The organism is Mycobacterium sp. SMC-21, from assembly GCF_045310825.1.
Classification (GTDB): Bacteria; Actinomycetota; Actinomycetes; order Mycobacteriales; family Mycobacteriaceae; genus Mycobacterium.
On sequence record NZ_JBJIAO010000006.1, the window covers coordinates 117,105 to 135,440 of the forward strand.

An 18,336-nucleotide genomic window follows, 5' to 3' on the forward strand; every position below is an offset into this window, starting at 1 on the left:
CAAATCCCTTCCAAAACTTTAGTCCGGCGCATAATATCCGCGCCCGGCTACCGACTGTCGTGTACCCCTGCGCAGCAAACCCGTTCCGCGGCGCGGTTCAGGCTATGTTCATTCGTCCTTGCCACGCAGGAAGGCCGCGGTCGCATCGGCGATGCGACTGGCCATCAAGGTCTTGGACCCGTGCTCCAGCGCTGACTCGGTGCCGTCGGCGGCCAGCAGCCAGCCGTCGTTGACGTCGACCTCGAAGGCCCTGCCGTTGCCCACCGCGTTGACAACCAGCAGGTCACAGCCCTTGCGCTGCAGCTTGGCCCGGGCGTGGAACAGCACGTCGCCGTTCGCATCGCCGGTCTCGGCGGCGAATCCGACGATGGCACGAAGGTTCGGCAGCTGGCCGTCGGTGCGCGCCCGCACCGCGCCGGCGAGGATGTCGTCGGTCCGCGTCAGTTCGATGACGGGCGCTCCGTCGGCATCGCCGGGGCCGTGCGTCTTTTTGATCTTGGTGGTCGCTACCTCGGTGGGACGGAAATCGGCGACCGCGGCGGCCATCACGAGGACGTGCGCGTCGGACACGTACTTGAACACCGCATCGCGCAGCTGCGCCGCCGAACCGATGTGCACGACGTCGACACCCGCCGGGTCGGCCAGGCCCACGGTGTTGCCGGCGATCAGGGTGACCTCGGCGCCGCGCTGGGCCATCACACGCGCCACGGCGTAGCCCTGCTTGCCGGAACTGCGGTTGCCGATGAAGCGGACCGGATCGATGGCCTCGCGGGTTCCGCCGGCGGTGACGACGACCTTGACCCCGGCCAGATCGCGGGGCAGCGCGTCGCCGCGCTCCAGGAGCAGCTGGGCGAACGTGGTGATCTCTTCGGCCTCAGGCAGCCGTCCGGCACCGCTGTCGGCGCCGGTGAGGCGCCCGGAGGCCGGGTCCAGCACGACGACACCCCGACGCCGCAATGTCGCGACGTTGTCGACGGTGGCCGGGTGCATCCACATCTCGGTGTGCATCGCCGGGGCGAACAGCACCGGACAGCGCGCGGTGAGCAGCGTGGCGGTCAGCAGATCGTCGCCGCGCCCCGCCACCGCCCGGGCCATCAGGTCGGCGGTTGCCGGTGCGACCACGACCAGGTCGGCCTGCTGGCCGAACCGGACGTGGGGCACCTCGGAGACGTCCTCGAACACGCCCGTGTGGACGGGATTGCCGGACAGTGCTTCAAAAGTGGCGGCGCCGACGAACTTGAGCGCCGACTCGGTCGGCACCACGCGGACCGAATGCCCGGCCTCGCTCAGCTGACGAACCAGGGTGCACGCCTTGTAGGCGGCGATACCTCCGGCGACTCCGACGACGATGCGTTTGCGGTCGGCCATGTTCGGCGCCTACGCGGCCTTACTCGCCCTCGGTGTGCTCGAGCAGGTCGCCGTGGATCTCGCGCATGGCGATCGACAGCGGCTTCTCCTGCAGGCCCGGCTCGACCAGGGGGCCGACGTACTCGAGGATGCCGTCACCGAGCTGGTTGTAGTAGTCGTTGATCTGGCGCGCCCGCTTCGCGGCGTAGATGACCAGCGCGTACTTGCTCGACACGCGATCGAGCAGCTCGTCGATCGGTGGATTGGTGATACCCAGCGGCGTGTCGTAGGCGATGGCGGCGTCGGAGTCGATGCTCTCGACAGTGGTGCTCACGAAGGATTCTCCCGGCGTTTGGTGTGAAGATTGGCGTCGCTATCAGCGATATCTGTGCGGTTCTGCGCAGACCGCTCAGCGGCCCACCAGCAAGGATACCAATTCTGCACAGGCGGATTCCAACTGACTGTTGACAACAGTCACATCGAAACTGTCCTGAGCGGCCAGTTCGGCCCGCGCGGTAGCCAGGCGGCGGGCCTGCACCTCGGCGCTTTCGGTGCCGCGGCCGATGAGACGGCTCTCGAGCGCCTCCCAGCTGGGCGGCGCGAGGAAGACCGTCAGCACCTCGGGCATGGCCTCTTTGACGGCCCGGGCGCCGGCCAGATCGACTTCGATGAGGACGGGCCGACCAGCGGCGATGGCGTCCCGGACCGGGCGCGCGGGGGTGCCGGAGCGCTGCAGTCCCCCGTGGATTTCGGCCCATTCGAGCAGCTCGCCGTCATCGATGAGGCGCTGGAACTCGTCGGCCGAGACGAATGTGTAGTCGACACCGTCGACCTCGCCGGGACGCGGCGCGCGCGTCGTGGCGGAGACACTGAAATGCAGGTCGGGCACCCGCTCACGCAGGCAGCGCACGACCGTGGATTTGCCCACGGCAGAGGGGCCGGACAGCACAACAACACGGTTCATCGCCGTCCGGCCCCTACTGCTCGTCAGTCTTGCGTCAGATCAGGAAAAGTCGAACTTTTCCAGCAGGGCCTTGCGCTGACGGTCGCCCAGGCCGCGCAGACGGCGGGTCGGAGCGATCTCCAGCTCGGTCATGATCTCCTGCGCCTTGACCTTGCCGACCTTGGGCAGGGCTTCCAGCAGAGCGGAAACCTTCATCTTGCCGAGGACCTCGTCGGTCTCGGCGTCCGTCAGGACCTGCTTGAGGTTGGTGCCGCCGCGCTTGAGCCGGTCTTTCAACTCGGCACGTGCTCGACGTGCGGCAGCAGCCTTCTCCAACGCTGCCGCGCGCTGTTCGTCGGTCAACTGGGGAAGGGCCACGGGGTTCCTCCGTATCTCCGTCAAATAATTTCTGTCACGGCTGGGGTGAACCAGCCAGCGACGACGACCGTACCCACGCTTCCCGACAAGCGCTAACCCCACCCCCCGGGTAACGAAGCTAAAAGCCCAGCGTGTAGTGCGAACGGCGGCTCCGGGTGGCCGCGAAGTGCAAGCTCACCAAGGCCCCTTTCGAGGCGCTGCAGCCACAGATCTGCCTGCGTATCAAGGGTTTTGAGCACTCAGTGGGAGGACGGCCGACCCGCCGCGGCGCGGCCGGGCGCATTTTCGGGCCGCCGGCCGGGGTTCGTCAGGAAAATTTTCGCAGGTCACGGCGTGTCGGGCGTGTCGGTGCGGGGCCGAACGGGTCGGTGCACTGCCGGCGCGTCTGTCGGCCGATTTGGGCGGTCGGACCACCCAAATCGAGGGGTATTTGCCGAATCGGAGACCGGTTCAGCACCCCACGACGCGGCCGACGCGCCGTCGCTGCGCGCCGTCACGCAGACTCCGCAAACACCGGCCTGCGTCCATGCGCCGACCTGGCCGAGCCTCCGCGCATCGCCCCGACGACCGCTTCGTCATGAAACCGTCTCCCGGCCAATGCCTTCCATCCGAGCCAGGTTTCCCACAGGCAACAGTCAGCGCCCGGTGACCGAACCGTTGCGACACGCACAGCACACACCTAACGACGCCAAAGTGCGCGCACATTAGGCGGTCCTAACTTCAATGTCGTACCCATCACGAGGAGGACTGTGCAGCGATGAACTTCAAGCGAGCGTTGACCGCATCCACCCTGGCAGCCGGCATCGGCGTCGCCGGGCTGTTTGGCGTCGGCCTGGCCGGCGCCAATGCCGACCCGGGCTGCCCGCCGAACGCGCAGTGCGGCCAGCACGACGACCACGACAACCACGGCCCCGGGGACAACCGCGGCCCGGGTGACAACCGCGGCCCGGCGGCCCCCGTCGGCCGCGACGACAACTGGCACGACAACCAGGGCCGCGACTGGCAGCACCGCGGCATCGACGATGCTCGCTTCGACCACCAGCCGTTCGACTACAACGGCCAGTGGGTGAACCCGGTCTGGGACAACGGTCACAACGCGTGGGGCTTCTGGCTCGGCCCGATCTGGATTCCGCTGTGATCGACGCCCGTCTCGTCGTCTGCGGGACTGCGTCCCAAACAGGCTGCCGCACAACATGTTCCTGGCTGCACCGCCACGCACAGCAAACACCTAAGTACAGCTAAGTGCACGCCCATCGAACCGCAATAGCGTCAGCGGCATGAAGATCAAGCAGGCATTGACCGCATCCACCTTGGCGGCCGGCATCGGCGCCGCCGGACTGTTCGGCATCGGGCTGGCGACGGCGAGTGCCGACCCATGGTGCGGGCCGGGCGCCCCGTGCCGGGGCCACGACGACCACCGCGACGACCGCGGCGGCTGGCAGCGCGGCGTCGACTGGCACCAGGACCGTGACGGCTGGCGCGACGACCGTGGTCGCGATTGGTACCACCGCGGTATCGATGACGGCCGCTTCGACCACCAGCCGTTCGACTACAACGGTCAGTGGGTGAACCCGGTGTTCGAGCCCCGCTTCAGCGCGTGGGGCTTCTGGCTGGGCCCCATCTGGATTCCGCTGTGACATAGGTGCCCGGCCGGTACGTTCATGCCGATGGCTGTCGCGTACCGGTCGCTGTGCGTCCTGATGCTGCTGTTCGCCACGCTGACGGCGAACATCGCAGCGCCGGCCTGGGCCTGCGGTTGCGGCGCCTACATCCCGGACCATCCTGGCGCGACCGTCGTCGACGAGCGGGCCCTGATCGCCTGGGACGGCAGCACCGAGGACATCCTGATGTCGTTCGGGGTCAGCGGCGCCTCGGATCGGGCCGCCTGGGTGATGCCCGTGCCGTCGGTCGCGCACGTCACGCTGGGCGACGGCGCAGTGTTCGACGAGCTGGCGCGCCTCACGGCGCCCAGGATCGAATACCACGACAGCTGGTGGCCGACCTTCGACTGGCTCACCGCCGGCTCCCGCGGCGCCCTCGACGCGGCTGGTGCGCGCCCGGGCGGCGTCAACGTGCTGGGCAGCCGGCGGATCGGGCCGTTCGACGTCACGCGCCTGGCCGGCGACGACCCCACGGCCCTGGCGCACTGGTTGACGGACAAAGGCTTCCCCCACCCCGACGGGCTCGATACCAACCTGGCGCCATACGTCGCGGCGCGCTGGGAGATCGTCGCGATCCAGCTCGCTGCGGATGCCGCCGGCGCGACATTGTCCGGAACCCTGCAGCCGCTGCGGCTGTCGTTCGCCTCGGACACGGCCGTCTATCCGATGCGGCTGTCCCGGTCGGCGAAGGCTCCGCAGCGCGTCGATCTGTACGTGCTGGCCGACCACCGGATGAATCCCAGTGCGGTGCCCGTGCCCGGCAACGCGGCGACGCTGCAGTACGCCGGACGCGTCGACACCCCGGCGCTCACGTCGTACCGGGGTCACTATCTGACCCGCTGGACGAATTACCTCGGCGAGCCGCAGCGCATCGACGGCGACTACGTATTCACCCGGGCCGCAACCGATTCCGACTACGCGCAGGTGATCTACCTGACGCGCAACCACGGCGACGTCTCGGGCCTGGCACTGATCGGCGCCGCGCTTGGCGCCGGGGTACTGGTCGGGGTGCTCTGGTGGCGCCGGCGGCGTCAGGCCAGATAGGCCACGGCGTCGCGGAGCTTCTCCCCCGCGGCCCGCACGGCCGCGACGTCCGGCCCGGCCCGCAGCACCTCACGCGACACCGCCGGGAGCAGGGTGCCCGGCTGAGCGCCGCCGAGACCGGCCAGCGCGTCCGGGCGGCCGCCCTGCGCGCCGACGCCGGGCATCAGCACCGGTCCGCCGAGCTGCGACAGATCGGGGACCTCGGCCAGCGTGGCTCCGACGACGACACCGACCGAGCCGTCGCCCGCGGCATTCACCGCGGCGACATCGTCGACGATCGTCTGCGCCACGGTGCGCTCGCCCGCCACCGCGCGCTGCACCGACGCACCCTCCGGATTGGACGTGGCGGCCAGCACGAACACCCCGCGGCCGTGGACGGCCGCGACATCGAGCAGCGGCTGCAGCGAGCCGAAGCCGAGGTACGGCGACGCCGTCACCGCGTCGGCAGCCAGCGGCGAATCGCCCGCCCACGCCTGCGCGTAGGCGGCCATGGTCGAGCCGATGTCACCGCGCTTGGCGTCGGCCAGCACCAGGACGCCGGCCTCCTGCAGCCGGGCGATGGTGCGTTCCAGCACGACGAAGCCCGCCGAACCGTAGGCCTCGAAGAACGCGACCTGCGGCTTGACGATCGCGAAGCCCGCGAACGCCTCGACGCAGATGTCGTTGAACGCCGCGACACCGTCGGCCGACACCGGCAGACCCCAGGCGCTCAGGAGCTCGGGGTGCGGGTCGATGCCCAGGCACAGCGGACCCCGCTGTGCCATGGCGGCCCGCAACCGCGAGCCGAAGCTCACTTCGCGCCCAACTGGCTGTGCAGCTCCTGCAGCGACCGCACGCCGATGTCCCCGCGGATACCGGCCTCGATGCCCTGCACCGCGGCCGACGCGCCCTGCACCGTCGTCACACACGGGATGCTGGCCGACACCGCGGCCGAGCGAATCTCGTAGCCGTCGATGCGCGGACCCGAGTTGCCGTACGGCGTGTTGATCACCATGTCGACCTCGCCGGCCTTGATGGCGTCGACCGCCGACATGGCCGGACGGTCCGGGCTGGGCTCTTCGAAGTTCTTGCGCACAACCTCGCACGGAATGCCGTTGCGGCGCAGCATCTCCGCGGTGCCCTCGGTGGCCAGCACCCGGAAGCCGAGGTCGGCCAGACGCTTGACCGGGAACACCAGCGAGCGCTTGTCGCGGTTGGCCACCGACACGAACACCGTGCCGCCCGAAGGCAGCGAGCCGTAGGCCGCGGTCTGGCTCTTGGCGAACGCGGTACCGAAATCGCTGTCGATACCCATGACCTCGCCGGTCGACTTCATCTCCGGCCCGAGCAGCGAATCCACCTGCGAGCCATCGGCTTTGCGGAACCGGTGGAACGGCAGGACGGCTTCCTTCACCGCGATCGGCGCGTTGGGCGCGACACTGGCGCCGTCGCCCTCGGCGGCCAGGATGCCCTCGGCCCGCAGCTCGGCGATGGTGGCGCCCAACATGACCCGGGCGCAGGCCTTCGCCAGCGGCACCGCGGTGGCCTTCGACACGAAGGGCACCGTGCGGCTGGCGCGCGGGTTGGCCTCCAGGACATAGAGCACGTCGTCCTTGAGCGCGTACTGCACGTTCAGCAGACCGACCACGCCGATGCCGTGGGCGATGGCCTCGGTGGCCTTGCGCACGGCCGCGATGTCGGTGCGGCCCAACGTGACCGGCGGCAACGCACAGGCCGAGTCGCCGGAGTGGATGCCGGCTTCCTCGATGTGCTCCATCACGCCGCCGATGTACACCTCGGTGCCGTCGCACAGCGCGTCGACATCGATCTCGATGGCATCTTCGAGGAACCGGTCGACCAGCACGGGGTGCTCGGGCGAGAGCTCGGTGGCCCGCTCGATGTAGCCCTGCAGCGTCTGCTCGTCGTAGACGATCTCCATGCCGCGGCCGCCCAGCACGTACGACGGGCGCACCAGCACCGGGTAGCCGATGTCGGAGGCGATCCTGCGGGCCTGCTCGAAACTCGTTGCGGTGCCGAAGCGCGGAGCCGGCAACCCGGCCGCGCGCAGCACCTCACCGAACTCGCCGCGGTCCTCGGCCAGGTCGATGGCCTTGGGGCTGGTACCGACGACGGGCACCCCGGCCTTCTCGAGCCGGTCGGCCAGGCCCAGCGGGGTCTGGCCACCGAGCTGCACGATCACGCCGACCACGCCCGGGCCACCGGCGCCGGAGGCCTGCTCGGCGTGGTACACCTCGAGCACGTCCTCGAAGGTGAGCGGCTCGAAGTACAGCCGGTCCGCGGTGTCGTAGTCGGTCGAGACCGTCTCCGGGTTGCAGTTCACCATGACGGTCTCGAAACCGGCCTGGCTCAACGTGGTTGCCGCGTGCACGCAGCTGTAGTCGAACTCGATGCCCTGTCCGATGCGGTTCGGGCCCGAGCCCAGGATCAGCACCTTGGGCTTCTCGGTCTGCGGCGCCACCTCGGTCTCGGCCGCCGGGTCCAGCTCGTAGCTGCTGTAGTGGTACGGCGTCTTGGCGTCGAACTCGGCCGCGCAGGTATCGACGGTCTTGTACACCGGCCGGATGCCGAGCCGCTCGCGCAGTGCGCGCACACCGGCCTCGCCCGCCAATTCCGGCCGCAGCGCGGCGATCTGGCGGTCGGACAGGCCGCTGTGCTTGGCGCGGCGCAGCAGACGCTCGTTGAGCACGGGCGCGTCGACGAGTTCGCCGCGCAGCGCCACCAGGGTGGCGATCTGGTCGACGAACCACGGGTCCACACCCGAGGCCTCGGCGACGACCTCGACCGAACCACCAAGGCGCAGCGCCTGTTCGATGTCGTACAGCCGGCCGTCGGTCGCGGTGCGCAGTCCGGTGAGCAGTTCGTCGAGCGTCTTGTCGGGATCGGTTCCGGTCCAGAACCCGGCGCGCTTGGTCTCCAGCGACCGCATCACCTTGCCGAGCGCCTCGATGAAGTTGCGGCCCAAGGACATCGCCTCGCCCACCGACTTCATGGTGGTGGTCAGCGTCTGGTCGGCGCCGGGGAACTTCTCGAAGGCGAACCGCGGTGCCTTGACGACGACGTAGTCCAGGGTCGGCTCGAAACAGGCCGGGGTTTCCTTGGTGATGTCGTTGACGATCTCGTCCAGGGTGTAGCCGATGGCCAGCTTCGCGGCGATCTTGGCGATCGGGAAACCCGTTGCCTTGGAAGCCAATGCGCTCGAGCGCGACACGCGCGGGTTCATCTCGATGACGATGAGGCGGCCGTCGGCCGGGTTGATGGCGAACTGGATGTTGCAGCCACCGGTGTCGACGCCGACCTCGCGCAGGATGGCGATGCCGAGGTCGCGCATGATCTGGTATTCGCGGTCGGTCAGGGTCATGGCCGGCGCGACGGTCACCGAGTCGCCGGTGTGCACGCCCATCGGATCGAAGTTCTCGATCGAGCAGACGATCACGACGTTGTCGTGGTGATCGCGCATCAGCTCGAGCTCGTATTCCTTCCAGCCGTAGATCGATTCCTCGATCAGCACATTGGCCGAAGGCGATGCGGCCAGGCCGTCGCCGGCCATCCGCTCGACGTCCTCGTTGGTGTAGGCCATGCCCGAACCCAGGCCGCCCATGGTGAAGGACGGGCGGACCACGACCGGCAGGCCGAGGTCGGCGACGGTCTCGCGGACCTCGTCCATGGTGAAACAGACGCGGCTGCGGGCGGATTCGCCGCCGACCTTGGCGACGATGTCCTTGAACTTCTGCCGGTCCTCGCCGCGCTGGATGGCATCGAAGTCCGCGCCGATCATCTCGACGCCGTACTTCTCGAGCACCCCGTTCTCGTGCAGCGCGACCGCGGTGTTGAGCGCGGTCTGCCCGCCGAGGGTGGCCAGCACCGCGTCGATCTTGTTACCGCGCTCGGCCTGCTGCGCAAAAATCTTCTCGACGAATGCCGGGGTGATGGGCTCGACGTAGGTGTTGTCGGCGTACTCCGGGTCGGTCATGATCGTCGCCGGGTTGGAGTTGATCAGGCTGACCTGCAGCCCCTCGGCGCGCAGCACGCGACAGGCCTGGGTGCCCGAGTAGTCGAACTCGCAGGCCTGGCCGATGACGATCGGGCCGGACCCGATCACCAGGACGTGGTTGAGGTCTGAGCGGCGTGGCATTACTTCTCCCCTGCCATGAGATCGGCGAACTTGTCGAACAGGTACTCGGCATCGTGCGGACCGGCTGCTGCCTCCGGGTGGTACTGCACCGAGAAGGCGCGCCCGTCGAGCAGCGAAACACCTTCCACCACACCGTCGTTGGCGCAGGTGTGACTGACCACGGCGCGGCCGAACGGGGTGTCGAACTCTTCCCCGGCCTCGCCTTCCAGCGCGAAGCCGTGGTTCTGCGCGGTGATCGCGATGCGTCCGGTGGCCTGCTCCACCACCGGGATGTTGATACCGCGGTGGCCGAAGGTCATCTTGTAGGTCGAGCGACCGAGCGCACGGCCCAGAATCTGGTTGCCGAAGCAGATGCCGAACAACGGGATTCCGGCCGAGAGCACCTGCTGGGTGAACTCGACCATGTGGTCGGCGGTGGCCGGGTCACCCGGGCCGTTGGACAGGAACACCCCGTCGACCTTGAGGGCGGCGACCTCGTCGAACGTCACCGACGACGGCAGCACGTGGCTGCGGATGCCGCGGGCCGCGAAGTTGCGCGGGGTGTTGGTCTTGATCCCGAGGTCGATGGCCGCGATCGAGAAGCGCTCCGCACCAACGGGTTCGACGACGTAGCGGTCGCCAGTACTGACCTCGCCGGCCAGGTCGGCACCCAGCATCGACGGCTGGTTGCGGACGCGGTCCACCAGGGTGTCGATGTCGGCCAGGGCCGGGCCGGAGAAGACACCGGCCTTCATCGACCCGAAGTTGCGCAGGTGCCGCACGATGGCGCGGGTGTCGACGCCCGCCACACCGACGATGCCCTGGCGCACCAGTTCGTCGTCGAGTGTGCCGGTGGCGCGCCAGTTGGACGCCCGCGGCGACGGGTCGCGGACGACGTAGCCGGCGACCCAGATCTTGTCGTCACGGCTCTCGTTGTCCTCGCCGTTCCAGCCGGTGTTGCCGATCTGCGGCGCGGTGGCCACCACGATCTGCCGGTGGTAGCTCGGGTCGGTCAGCGTCTCCTGGTAGCCGGACATGCCGGTGGAGAACACCGCCTCACCCAACGTCTGGCCCACGGCGCCGAACGGTGTCCCGGTGAACACCCGGCCGTCCTCCAGCACCAGTACGGCGGTCTGGTCACTCGTCACTTACTGTCCTCCTCAACCCATTTGGCCAGTTCGCGACGGTCGTCGCTGCGGAATCCGGTATCGATTTCGGTACCCGACGGCAGCCGCCACCGGATGGCGAGAATCCCGTCGTACGTGAGCACCTTGCCGGCGATGGCCCGCTCGGTGCGGATCGCGGTGATGGATTCGTCGGGAATCCAGATCGGGCTGCCGCCCGTGAGTTGCAGCATGATGCCCTCGGGGTAGCGCGTCAGCACGGCCTTGCTGCGAAACCCGAGTGAGCCCACCGCGATTCGGTCCTGCCAGCTCGGCGCGAAGGTGCTGCCGATGTACATGCCCTTGGTGGCCGGCACGATCGCCGGTCCCACGGTGTCGGGCAGCGCGGGCAGCAGGCCGACGGCGCCGGCCTGCCGCTGCACCCGGTGCACCCAGCCCTTGAGCATCTGCCGGATCGCGAAGCCCAGCAGCACCACCACGACGGCGGCCAGCACCAGGTAGGTGATCAGAGTCCCTGTGTTCATGCAGGCGACTGCCCATCCCGCGCGGTCACCTTGCCGCGCAGCATCGTCAGCGTGACGGCGGCGGGCAGCGTCATCGACTCGTACGGCGTGTTGTCCGAGCGGCTGGCCAGGCCGGTGCCCTGCACCGTCCAGGTCGCGTCGGGGTCCACCACGGTCAGGTTGGCGGGTTCGCCGACCGCCAGCGGGCGGCCCTGGTCGGGCAGGCCGACAATGGCGGCCGGGGCCTCGCTCATCACGCGGGCGACGTCGCGCCAGCTGAGCAGTCCGGGCGCCACCATGGTCTCGACCACCACCGACAGCGCGGTCTGCAGGCCGAGCATGCCGGGACGGGCGTGGGCGAACTCGCACATCTTCTCGTGCTCGGCGTGCGGGGCGTGATCGGTTGCGACGCAGTCGATCACACCGTCGGCCAGGGCCTGCCGCAGCGCCTCGGCGTCACTGGCCTCGCGCAGCGGCGGGTTGACGCGGTTACGGCCGTCATAGTCCGCGAGCCGGCTGTCGTCGAGCAGCAAGTGATGCGGGGTGACCTCGGCGGTGATCGAAATACCCTGCGCCTTGGCCCATTTGATCAGCTCGACGGTGCCCGCGGTGGAGGCGTGGCAGATGTGCACCCGGGCCCCGGCATCGCGGGCCAGGATCGCGTCGCGGGCCACGATGGACTCCTCGGCCGAGCGCGGCCAGCCGGCCAGTCCCAGCCGGGCGGCGTTCGGGCCCTCGTGGGCGACGGCGCCCACGGTCAGGCGCGGTTCCTCGGCGTGCTGGGCGATCAGAACCCCAAGTCCCGCAGCGTATTCCAATGCCCGGCGCATCACCAGCGGGTCATCGACGCAGATGCCGTCGTCGGAGAACATCCGGACCTGCCCGGCACCGGCGGCCATGAGGCCCATCTCGGTGAGCTGCTTGCCCTCGAGCCCGACGGTGACGGCGCCGACGGGGTGCACGTCGACCAGGCCGACCTGCTGTCCCCGGTGCCAGACGTGGTCGGTGACCACGACGGTGTCGGCGACCGGATCGGTGTTGGCCATGGCGAACACCGCGGTGTAACCGCCGAGTGCGGCTGCCGCCGAGCCGGTTTCGATGTCCTCGGCGTACTCGCGGCCGGGCTCGCGCAGGTGGGTGTGCAGGTCGACGAAGCCGGGCAGCATGATCTGGCCGGCGGCGTCGATGACCTCGTCGGCCGTCAGACCGCTACCGATTTCGGCGATCTGCCCATCGGCGATCAACACATCGACCGGATCACCCTCGCCGTACAGCCGGACGCCGCGAATGAGCGTGCTCACGCGATCACCTCCCGGCCCGCGCCGACGAGAAGCTGGAACAGCACTGCCATACGAACATGCACCCCATTCGAAACCTGTTGCAGTACAGCTGATTGCGACGAATCGGCGACCGACGAGGCGATCTCCATGCCGCGCAGCATCGGACCGGGGTGCAGCACCACCGTGTCCTCGCTCAAGCCGGCCAGGCGCTTCTCGGACAGTCCGTAGCGCACCGAGTACTCGCGCGCCGACGGGAAGAAGGCGCCGTTCATCCGCTCGGCCTGCACCCGCAGCATCAGTACCGCGTCGGCGGCCGGCAGTTCGGCGTCCAGGTCGTGCGAGACGGTCACCGGCCAGTCCCCGACCCCGACCGGCAGCAGTGTCGGCGGCGCCACCAGCACGACCTCGGCGCCCAGCGTCGACAGCAGCGAGACGTTGGAGCGCGCCACCCGGCTGTGCAGGATGTCGCCGACGATCACCACGCGCCGGCCCTCGAGACCGCCCAGGCGCTGGCGGATGGTCAACGCGTCGAGCAGCGCCTGCGTCGGGTGCTCGTGGGTGCCGTCACCCGCGTTGATCACCGACGGCCCGCCGTGTTCGTCGCGGGTCCATGCCGCAAGTTGTTGTGCCGCACCGGAAGCCGGGTGCCGGATGATCAGCGCATCGGCACCCGCGGCGCGCAGGGTCAGCGCGGTGTCCCGCAGCGACTCGCCCTTGGCCACCGACGAACCGGAGGCGCTGACGTTGATGACGTCGGCGCTCATCCACTTGCCGGCCACCTCGAACGACACCCGCGTGCGGGTGGAGTTCTCGTAGAACATCGTGATGACGGTGCGGCCACGCAGCGTCGGGAGCTTCTTGACGTCGCGGCCCAGCAGCGCTTCGCGGAACTTGTCGGCGTCATCGAGAATGGCCGTCGCCGCGTCGCGGCTCAGGTCCGAGGCGGACAACAGGTGTTTCACCGGGCGGGTCCTCCATAGGGCGCAATGGAGACGTGATCGTCTCCGCCATCGGTCTCTGACAGCCGCACCTTGACGTTCTCGGTGCGCGACGTCGGGACGTTCTTGCCGACGTAGTCGGCGCGGATGGGCAGTTCGCGGTGACCGCGGTCGACGAGGACGGCCAGCTGCACCATGCGGGGGCGGCCGATGTCGCGCAGCGCGTCGAGGGCCGAGCGCACGGAGCGGCCCGAGTACAGGACGTCGTCGACGAGGATCACCGTCGCGTTGTCGATGCCGCCCTCCGGAATCGAGGTCGAGGCGAGCGCCCGCGGCGGTTTGAAGTTCAGGTCGTCCCGGTACAGCGTGATGTCGAGGGCGCCTGCCGGCAGCTCGACACCGGAGAATTCCTTGACCTTTTCGGCGATCCGGGTGGCCAGGGTGACGCCGCGGGTCGGGATGCCGAGCAGCACCACGCGCGGGGCGTCGGACGCGTCGAGCGCGGTCTTCTCGATGATCTGATGCGCGATGCGCGAGATGGTCCGGCCGACATCAGCGGCGGACAACAGTTCCCGGTCCGAGCCGCCGGGCACGCCAGTTGCATCGTTGCCTGTGACAGCCACGAGTACCTGACCTCCTTCTCCGCCTCTCTGGACGGGTCGTTAAAGGACGTCTAACTAGCCGCGTAGCTTAGCAGGCCGCCAGGGCGTCCTCGTCGGGCATGTCGCCCGCCGTATCGTCGAGCTCCGTCCCCCGGGTTTCGGGCAACACCAGCGTGCACACGATGCTGACCAGCACGAAGACCGCGATCATCAGCCCAACGGCCCAGCTCCCGAGGGCGGCGACGAGCGGGCCGGCGACCAGCGGCGGCAACGCGCCGCCGACGATTCCGGCGAGATTGAAGGCCATGCCGGCCCCGGTGTAGCGGTACCGCGTGGCGAACGTCTCAGGCAGGAACGCGCCGATGGGTCCGTAAGCGAGCCCGAAGATGCAGAAGATGGCGGCGATCGCCACCGCGAACCCGACCGGCGAGCCGGAGTCGATGAGCGGCATGACGAGGAATGCCCACGGCAGCGCCAACCCGAACCCGACCAGGATGACGCGCCGTCGCCCGTACCGGTCGCACAGCACCGCCGAGATCGCCGAGAACACCATGAGCGACACCCCGGCCAGCACGCCGACCGACAGGATCAGCGTCCGCGGATGGTGGATGCGGGTGCTGGCGTAACTCATCAGATAGGTGCCGCCGAGGAAGCTCATGGTGAAGATGCCGACCATGCACCCGGCCCCGAGCAGCACCTGCTTGCCCTGCCGGCGCACCAGCTCCGAGAACGGCGCGCGGGGCACCGTGCCCCGCTTCTGCTCGGCGACGAAGACGGGAGTCTCGTCGATGGTCAGCCGCACGTACAGCGCCACGGCCAGCAGCACCGCGCTGAACAGGAACGGCAGCCGCCAGCCCCAGTCCAGGAACACCGGGCTCTTCTCCCCGATCGTCACGTTGGCGATCAGCACCACCAGATTGCTGACGGCCAGGCCGGCACCGGCGCCCAGCTGGGTGAACATGCCGTAGGTGCCGCGCTTGCCTACCGGCGCGTACTCGGCGCTCAGCAGGGCCGAACCGGCCCACTCCCCACCGACGGCGAAGCCCTGGAACACGCGCAGGATCAACAGGATGATCGGCGCTGCCAGGCCGATCGTGGCCGAGCTGGGCACCAGGCCGACGCCGACGGTCGACAATCCCATGATCAGCAACGTCGCGACCAGAGTCTTCTTGCGGCCCAGCCGATCTCCGAAATGGCCGAAGACCGCCGCGCCGATCGGGCGGGCCAGGAACGCGACCGCGAACGTGGCCAGCGACGAGATGGTCGCCATGGCGGGCGGCAGGTTCGGGAAGAACACCTGCGGGAAGATCAGCGCCGCGGCCGTCCCGTAGATGTAGAAGTCGTAGAACTCGATCGCGGTGCCGATGAAACTGGCGAACGCCACCTTGTTCATCGGTGTGCTCGGGGTCGACACGTCTGCAGCCACGTCAGGCAGTATCGCCTACCTTCCCGATGGTTCGGACGGTACCGCGACCATCCCACCCCCACCGGTTAACGTGACGGGGTGAATCTCGACGCGAACACCGAATCGGTCAGCGCGGCGATCGACACCGGCCTGCTGGCCGGCGCGGTCACGCTGGTGTGGCAGGACGGCGCGGTGCGGCAGGTCAACACGCTCGGCCACCGCGACGTGGAAGCCAAGCTGCCGATGGAGCGCGACACCGTCTTCCGTATCGCGTCGATGTCCAAGCCGATCACGGTCGCGGCGGCCATGACGCTGGTCGACGAGGGCCGGCTCGCCCTGACCGATCCCATCGCGAACTGGATTCCCGAACTCGCCAACCCGCGCGTGATGACGAGCCTCGACGGACCCTTGGACCGGTCCGTGCCCGCCCGGCGGCCCATCACCGTCGAGGATCTGATGACCCACCGTGGCGGTCTGGCCTACGGATTCACCGTGCCGCCGCCACTCGGCCGGGCCTACAACAAGCTGCAGTCGCTGCAGGATCCCGACCGCTGGCTGGCCGAGCTGGGACAGCTGCCGCTGGCGCACCAGCCCGGCGACGCGCTGACCTACAGCCAGTCGACCGACGTGCTGGGCTTCCTGCTGTCGCGCGTCGAGGGCAAGCCGCTGCCAGATGTGTTGGCGGAGCGCATCTTCAAACCGCTGAACATGGTCGACACCGGTTTTGCGGTGACGCATTCGGGCCGGCGGCGCGCGGCGACCATGTACCAGCTGGCCGCCGACGGGGACGCCCTGCGCCTGCAGCCCGGGAAGATGGGGCCACCGCAGGTGATGCCGCCGACGTTCTGCGCCGGTGGCGGCGGACTCTGGTCGACCGTCGACGACTACCTGACGTTCGCGCGGATGCTGCTGGCCGGCGGCGAGGTCGACGGAGTAAGGGTGCTGTCGGAGGAATCCGTGCGGTCCATGCGGACCGACCGGTTGACCGCCGAGCAGAAGTCGCAGAACTTCCTGGGTGCGCCGTTCTGGATCGGCCGCGGCTTCGGGCTGAACCTGTCGCTGGTCACCGACGAGGCCAAGGCGACGCCGTTCTTCGGTCCCGGCGGCCCCGGCACGTTCAGTTGGCCGGGCGCCTTCGGCACGTGGTGGCAGGCCGACCCGAACGCGAACCTGATCCTGATCTACCTGATCCAGAATCAGCCGGAGCTCAGCGTGGATGCCGCGGCAGCTGTCGCCGGCAATGCCTCGCAGGCCAAACTCCGTTCGGCGCGACCGAAATTCGTGAAGCGGACGTACCAGGCGCTGGGGCTGTAACTAGCCGGCCCGCGCTGCGGTGAGCCGCTGCATGTCTGCCATGCCCTGTTCCTGGGCGTCGTGCATCCAGGCCGGCAGCGGGGCCCGCAGCTCGGGCACCACCTCGTTTTCGAGCAACCCCTGCAGCGTGGCCTGCTTGCTGCTGCGGCCCGCCTGGTTGTCGAGTTCGTGTGCGCCCGAGGGCGATTCGTAGTCGTAGAGCTCGTAGTCGATCTTGCGGCTGTGGTCGGCTTCCATGCCGCCGGGCTGCCAGTACGCGTAGCGGCCGAGCTTCGCGTCGGGCGTCCGCACGGCGACGATGTGGCTGGGCGCCGACGTCGGAATCTCGGTGGGCACCGCGCCGCCGCCGAACATCTTCTGCACCGCAGGCGATTTCATCAGCGTCGCCATTTCCTCGACCGACATGTCGTCGGTCGCGTGGGCTACCCACCGACGGCCCGCTGCACCCGGGTCGGCCGCGATGGCGGCGATGTCGCCGCGCGCCTGCAGGTAGGCGTAACGGCTGTCGGAGCGCCAGCCGTTGCCGCCGGCCGCGATGGTGAGCAGCAGCGGTGCGATGTCGACGCTGGAGGTGAGCTGCCGCCGGCGCTCGCCGGGTTTGGGGGTCAGGTGACCGGCCGGGTCGTGGATGTACAGCGGCACCCGGATCGACTCCTCATAGATGGCCGCGCCCTTGCCGCGCAGGCCGTGCGAGCCGGCGTACTCGCCGTGGTCGGAGGTGAACACCACGACGGTGTCGCGCTCGACGTCGGGGCGGGACGCGAGAGTGTTCAGGACGCGGCCGATCTGGACGTCCACCTGCTGATGCAGCCACAGGTAGTTGTCGAGGCACCGGGCCCACTGCGCTGCCATGTCGGGACCCGAGTACGGCACCGGGCCGGTCATCAGCGGCGACATGAAGTTCATGTAGTCGATCTGCAGCTGCGGCTTGCCCCGCCGCCGCAGGTCGTCGGCGTTCTCGAAGTTGACGGGTGTGCCGGAGAACACCCGCGGAACATCGTCCGGCAGTGGGTTTCTCGGCCACCAGCAGATGTCGTGCGGGTTCACCAGCGACACCGTGGTGCACCACGGGCCACTGCCCGCGTGGTCGGCGAACCAGCCGTCGAACTGGTCGGCGATGGTGTGGTCGACCTGGAGCCCCTGGTTCGGGCCACCGTTGGGCGACGGGTACGTGCCGCCGGAGAAACCGTGAGCGTCAAGGCCGTCGGGGGTGGTGTCGGAGATGTGGCCCAGGTGCCACTTCCCCCACCACCAGGTCCGGTAGCCCTGGTCGCGGAGCATGGTGCCCCACGTCGGGAAGCGCGGCGCCAGGGTGGATTCGGTGGGGCCTTCCCCGGTGTACAGGCAACCCGTTTGATGCGAGTAGAGCCCGGTGGTCAGGACGCCGCGCGACGGCGTGCACATGTTGGATGCCGAGTAGTGGGACTCGAAGGACACGCTGCGCTGTCGCAGCCGATCCAGGTTGGGTAGCAGTTCGCCGAGTTGTCTGGCAGCGGGAAACCATTGGGGCGCCCGCATCTGGTCGACGATGATCACCAGAATGTTGGGCCTGCTTGCCGAGTGCTCGCGGCCGCCCCGCGACAGTAGCTGGTAGCCACCGACCCCCGCCGCGGCCGCCCCCGCTACCGCCGCCGTGCCTTTGAGAACTGTGCGCCGGTCGATGTCTGCCATGGGGCCAGCCTAGGA

Annotated in this window: 17 protein-coding genes; 4 read left to right on the forward strand and 13 right to left on the reverse strand. The window is 69.0% G+C overall.

The window, feature by feature from the left end:
* Window positions 1-108: 108 nt before the first annotated feature.
* The 4 genes from coaBC to mihF form a co-directional block, all read right to left on the reverse strand.
* A complete protein-coding gene (gene coaBC, locus ACJH6H_RS08980; RefSeq protein ID WP_061006656.1) occupies window positions 109-1,368 on the reverse strand; it encodes a bifunctional phosphopantothenoylcysteine decarboxylase/phosphopantothenate--cysteine ligase CoaBC in 1,260 nt (419 codons plus the stop codon).
* A 19-nt stretch (window positions 1,369-1,387) separates the two neighbouring features.
* On the reverse strand, window positions 1,388-1,681 hold the full coding sequence (gene rpoZ / locus ACJH6H_RS08985) for a DNA-directed RNA polymerase subunit omega (RefSeq protein ID WP_020101623.1): 294 nt from the start codon (window positions 1,679-1,681) through the stop codon (window positions 1,388-1,390).
* A 75-nt stretch (window positions 1,682-1,756) separates the two neighbouring features.
* On the reverse strand, window positions 1,757-2,311 hold the full coding sequence (gmk, locus tag ACJH6H_RS08990) for a guanylate kinase (RefSeq protein WP_406774693.1): 555 nt from the start codon (window positions 2,309-2,311) through the stop codon (window positions 1,757-1,759).
* A gap of 39 nt (window positions 2,312-2,350) precedes the next feature.
* A complete protein-coding gene (gene mihF, locus ACJH6H_RS08995; protein ID WP_011894593.1) occupies window positions 2,351-2,668 on the reverse strand; it encodes an integration host factor, actinobacterial type in 318 nt (105 codons plus the stop codon).
* Between the two features lie 757 nt (window positions 2,669-3,425).
* Between mihF and ACJH6H_RS09000 the strand changes: the two genes are divergently transcribed.
* The 3 genes from ACJH6H_RS09000 (at window position 3,426) to ACJH6H_RS09010 (ending at window position 5,373) form a co-directional block, all read left to right on the forward strand.
* Window positions 3,426-3,806, forward strand: coding sequence for a hypothetical protein (locus ACJH6H_RS09000; RefSeq protein WP_406774694.1), 381 nt, complete (start codon window positions 3,426-3,428; stop codon window positions 3,804-3,806).
* Window positions 3,807-3,945: 139 nt separating this feature from the next.
* A complete protein-coding gene (locus ACJH6H_RS09005) occupies window positions 3,946-4,305 on the forward strand; it encodes a hypothetical protein (protein ID WP_133426668.1) in 360 nt (119 codons plus the stop codon).
* A gap of 30 nt (window positions 4,306-4,335) precedes the next feature.
* The gene (locus ACJH6H_RS09010) at window positions 4,336-5,373 is read left to right on the forward strand and encodes a DUF2330 domain-containing protein (RefSeq protein ID WP_406774695.1); all 1,038 of its coding nucleotides are present in this window, start codon (window positions 4,336-4,338) and stop codon (window positions 5,371-5,373) included.
* Here the strand turns inward: ACJH6H_RS09010 and pyrF are convergent.
* The 8 genes from pyrF to ACJH6H_RS09050 form a co-directional block, all read right to left on the reverse strand.
* Window positions 5,361-6,167, reverse strand: coding sequence for an orotidine-5'-phosphate decarboxylase (gene pyrF, locus ACJH6H_RS09015; RefSeq protein ID WP_406774696.1), 807 nt, complete (start codon window positions 6,165-6,167; stop codon window positions 5,361-5,363). The two genes, ACJH6H_RS09010 and pyrF, sit on opposite strands and share 13 nt — an antisense overlap.
* Window positions 6,164-9,505, reverse strand: coding sequence for a carbamoyl-phosphate synthase large subunit (gene carB / locus ACJH6H_RS09020; protein ID WP_212811551.1), 3,342 nt, complete (start codon window positions 9,503-9,505; stop codon window positions 6,164-6,166). The genes pyrF and carB overlap by 4 nt, the downstream gene beginning before the upstream one ends.
* Window positions 9,505-10,632, reverse strand: coding sequence for a glutamine-hydrolyzing carbamoyl-phosphate synthase small subunit (gene carA / locus ACJH6H_RS09025; RefSeq protein ID WP_212811552.1), 1,128 nt, complete (start codon window positions 10,630-10,632; stop codon window positions 9,505-9,507). Before carA ends, carB begins: the two co-directional genes overlap by 1 nt.
* Window positions 10,629-11,132, reverse strand: a complete 504-nt coding sequence (locus ACJH6H_RS09030; RefSeq protein ID WP_212811553.1) for a transporter — start codon at window positions 11,130-11,132, stop codon at window positions 10,629-10,631. The genes carA and ACJH6H_RS09030 overlap by 4 nt, the downstream gene beginning before the upstream one ends.
* On the reverse strand, window positions 11,129-12,412 hold the full coding sequence (locus ACJH6H_RS09035; protein WP_406774697.1) for a dihydroorotase: 1,284 nt from the start codon (window positions 12,410-12,412) through the stop codon (window positions 11,129-11,131). The genes ACJH6H_RS09030 and ACJH6H_RS09035 overlap by 4 nt, the downstream gene beginning before the upstream one ends.
* Entirely contained in the window at window positions 12,409-13,353 is a 945-nt protein-coding gene (locus ACJH6H_RS09040) for an aspartate carbamoyltransferase catalytic subunit (RefSeq protein WP_267325448.1), read from the reverse strand. Before ACJH6H_RS09040 ends, ACJH6H_RS09035 begins: the two co-directional genes overlap by 4 nt.
* Window positions 13,350-13,922 carry a bifunctional pyr operon transcriptional regulator/uracil phosphoribosyltransferase PyrR gene (pyrR, locus tag ACJH6H_RS09045; protein ID WP_406774747.1) on the reverse strand — a complete coding sequence of 191 codons (573 nt, stop codon included), beginning with the start codon at window positions 13,920-13,922 and terminating at the stop codon, window positions 13,350-13,352. Before pyrR ends, ACJH6H_RS09040 begins: the two co-directional genes overlap by 4 nt.
* Before the next feature lie 97 nt (window positions 13,923-14,019).
* Window positions 14,020-15,324: an MFS transporter gene (locus tag ACJH6H_RS09050; RefSeq protein ID WP_406774748.1), complete on the reverse strand. Its 1,305-nt coding sequence runs from the start codon at window positions 15,322-15,324 to the stop codon at window positions 14,020-14,022.
* A gap of 111 nt (window positions 15,325-15,435) precedes the next feature.
* On the opposite strand from ACJH6H_RS09050, the gene ACJH6H_RS09055 reads away from it, so the two are divergent.
* On the forward strand, window positions 15,436-16,650 hold the full coding sequence (locus tag ACJH6H_RS09055; RefSeq protein ID WP_212811556.1) for a serine hydrolase: 1,215 nt from the start codon (window positions 15,436-15,438) through the stop codon (window positions 16,648-16,650).
* Here ACJH6H_RS09055 and ACJH6H_RS09060 read toward each other — a convergent pair whose 3' ends face one another.
* Window positions 16,651-18,321 carry a sulfatase-like hydrolase/transferase gene (locus ACJH6H_RS09060; protein WP_212811557.1) on the reverse strand — a complete coding sequence of 557 codons (1,671 nt, stop codon included), beginning with the start codon at window positions 18,319-18,321 and terminating at the stop codon, window positions 16,651-16,653. It lies immediately after the preceding gene.
* Window positions 18,322-18,336 lie beyond the last annotated feature (15 nt).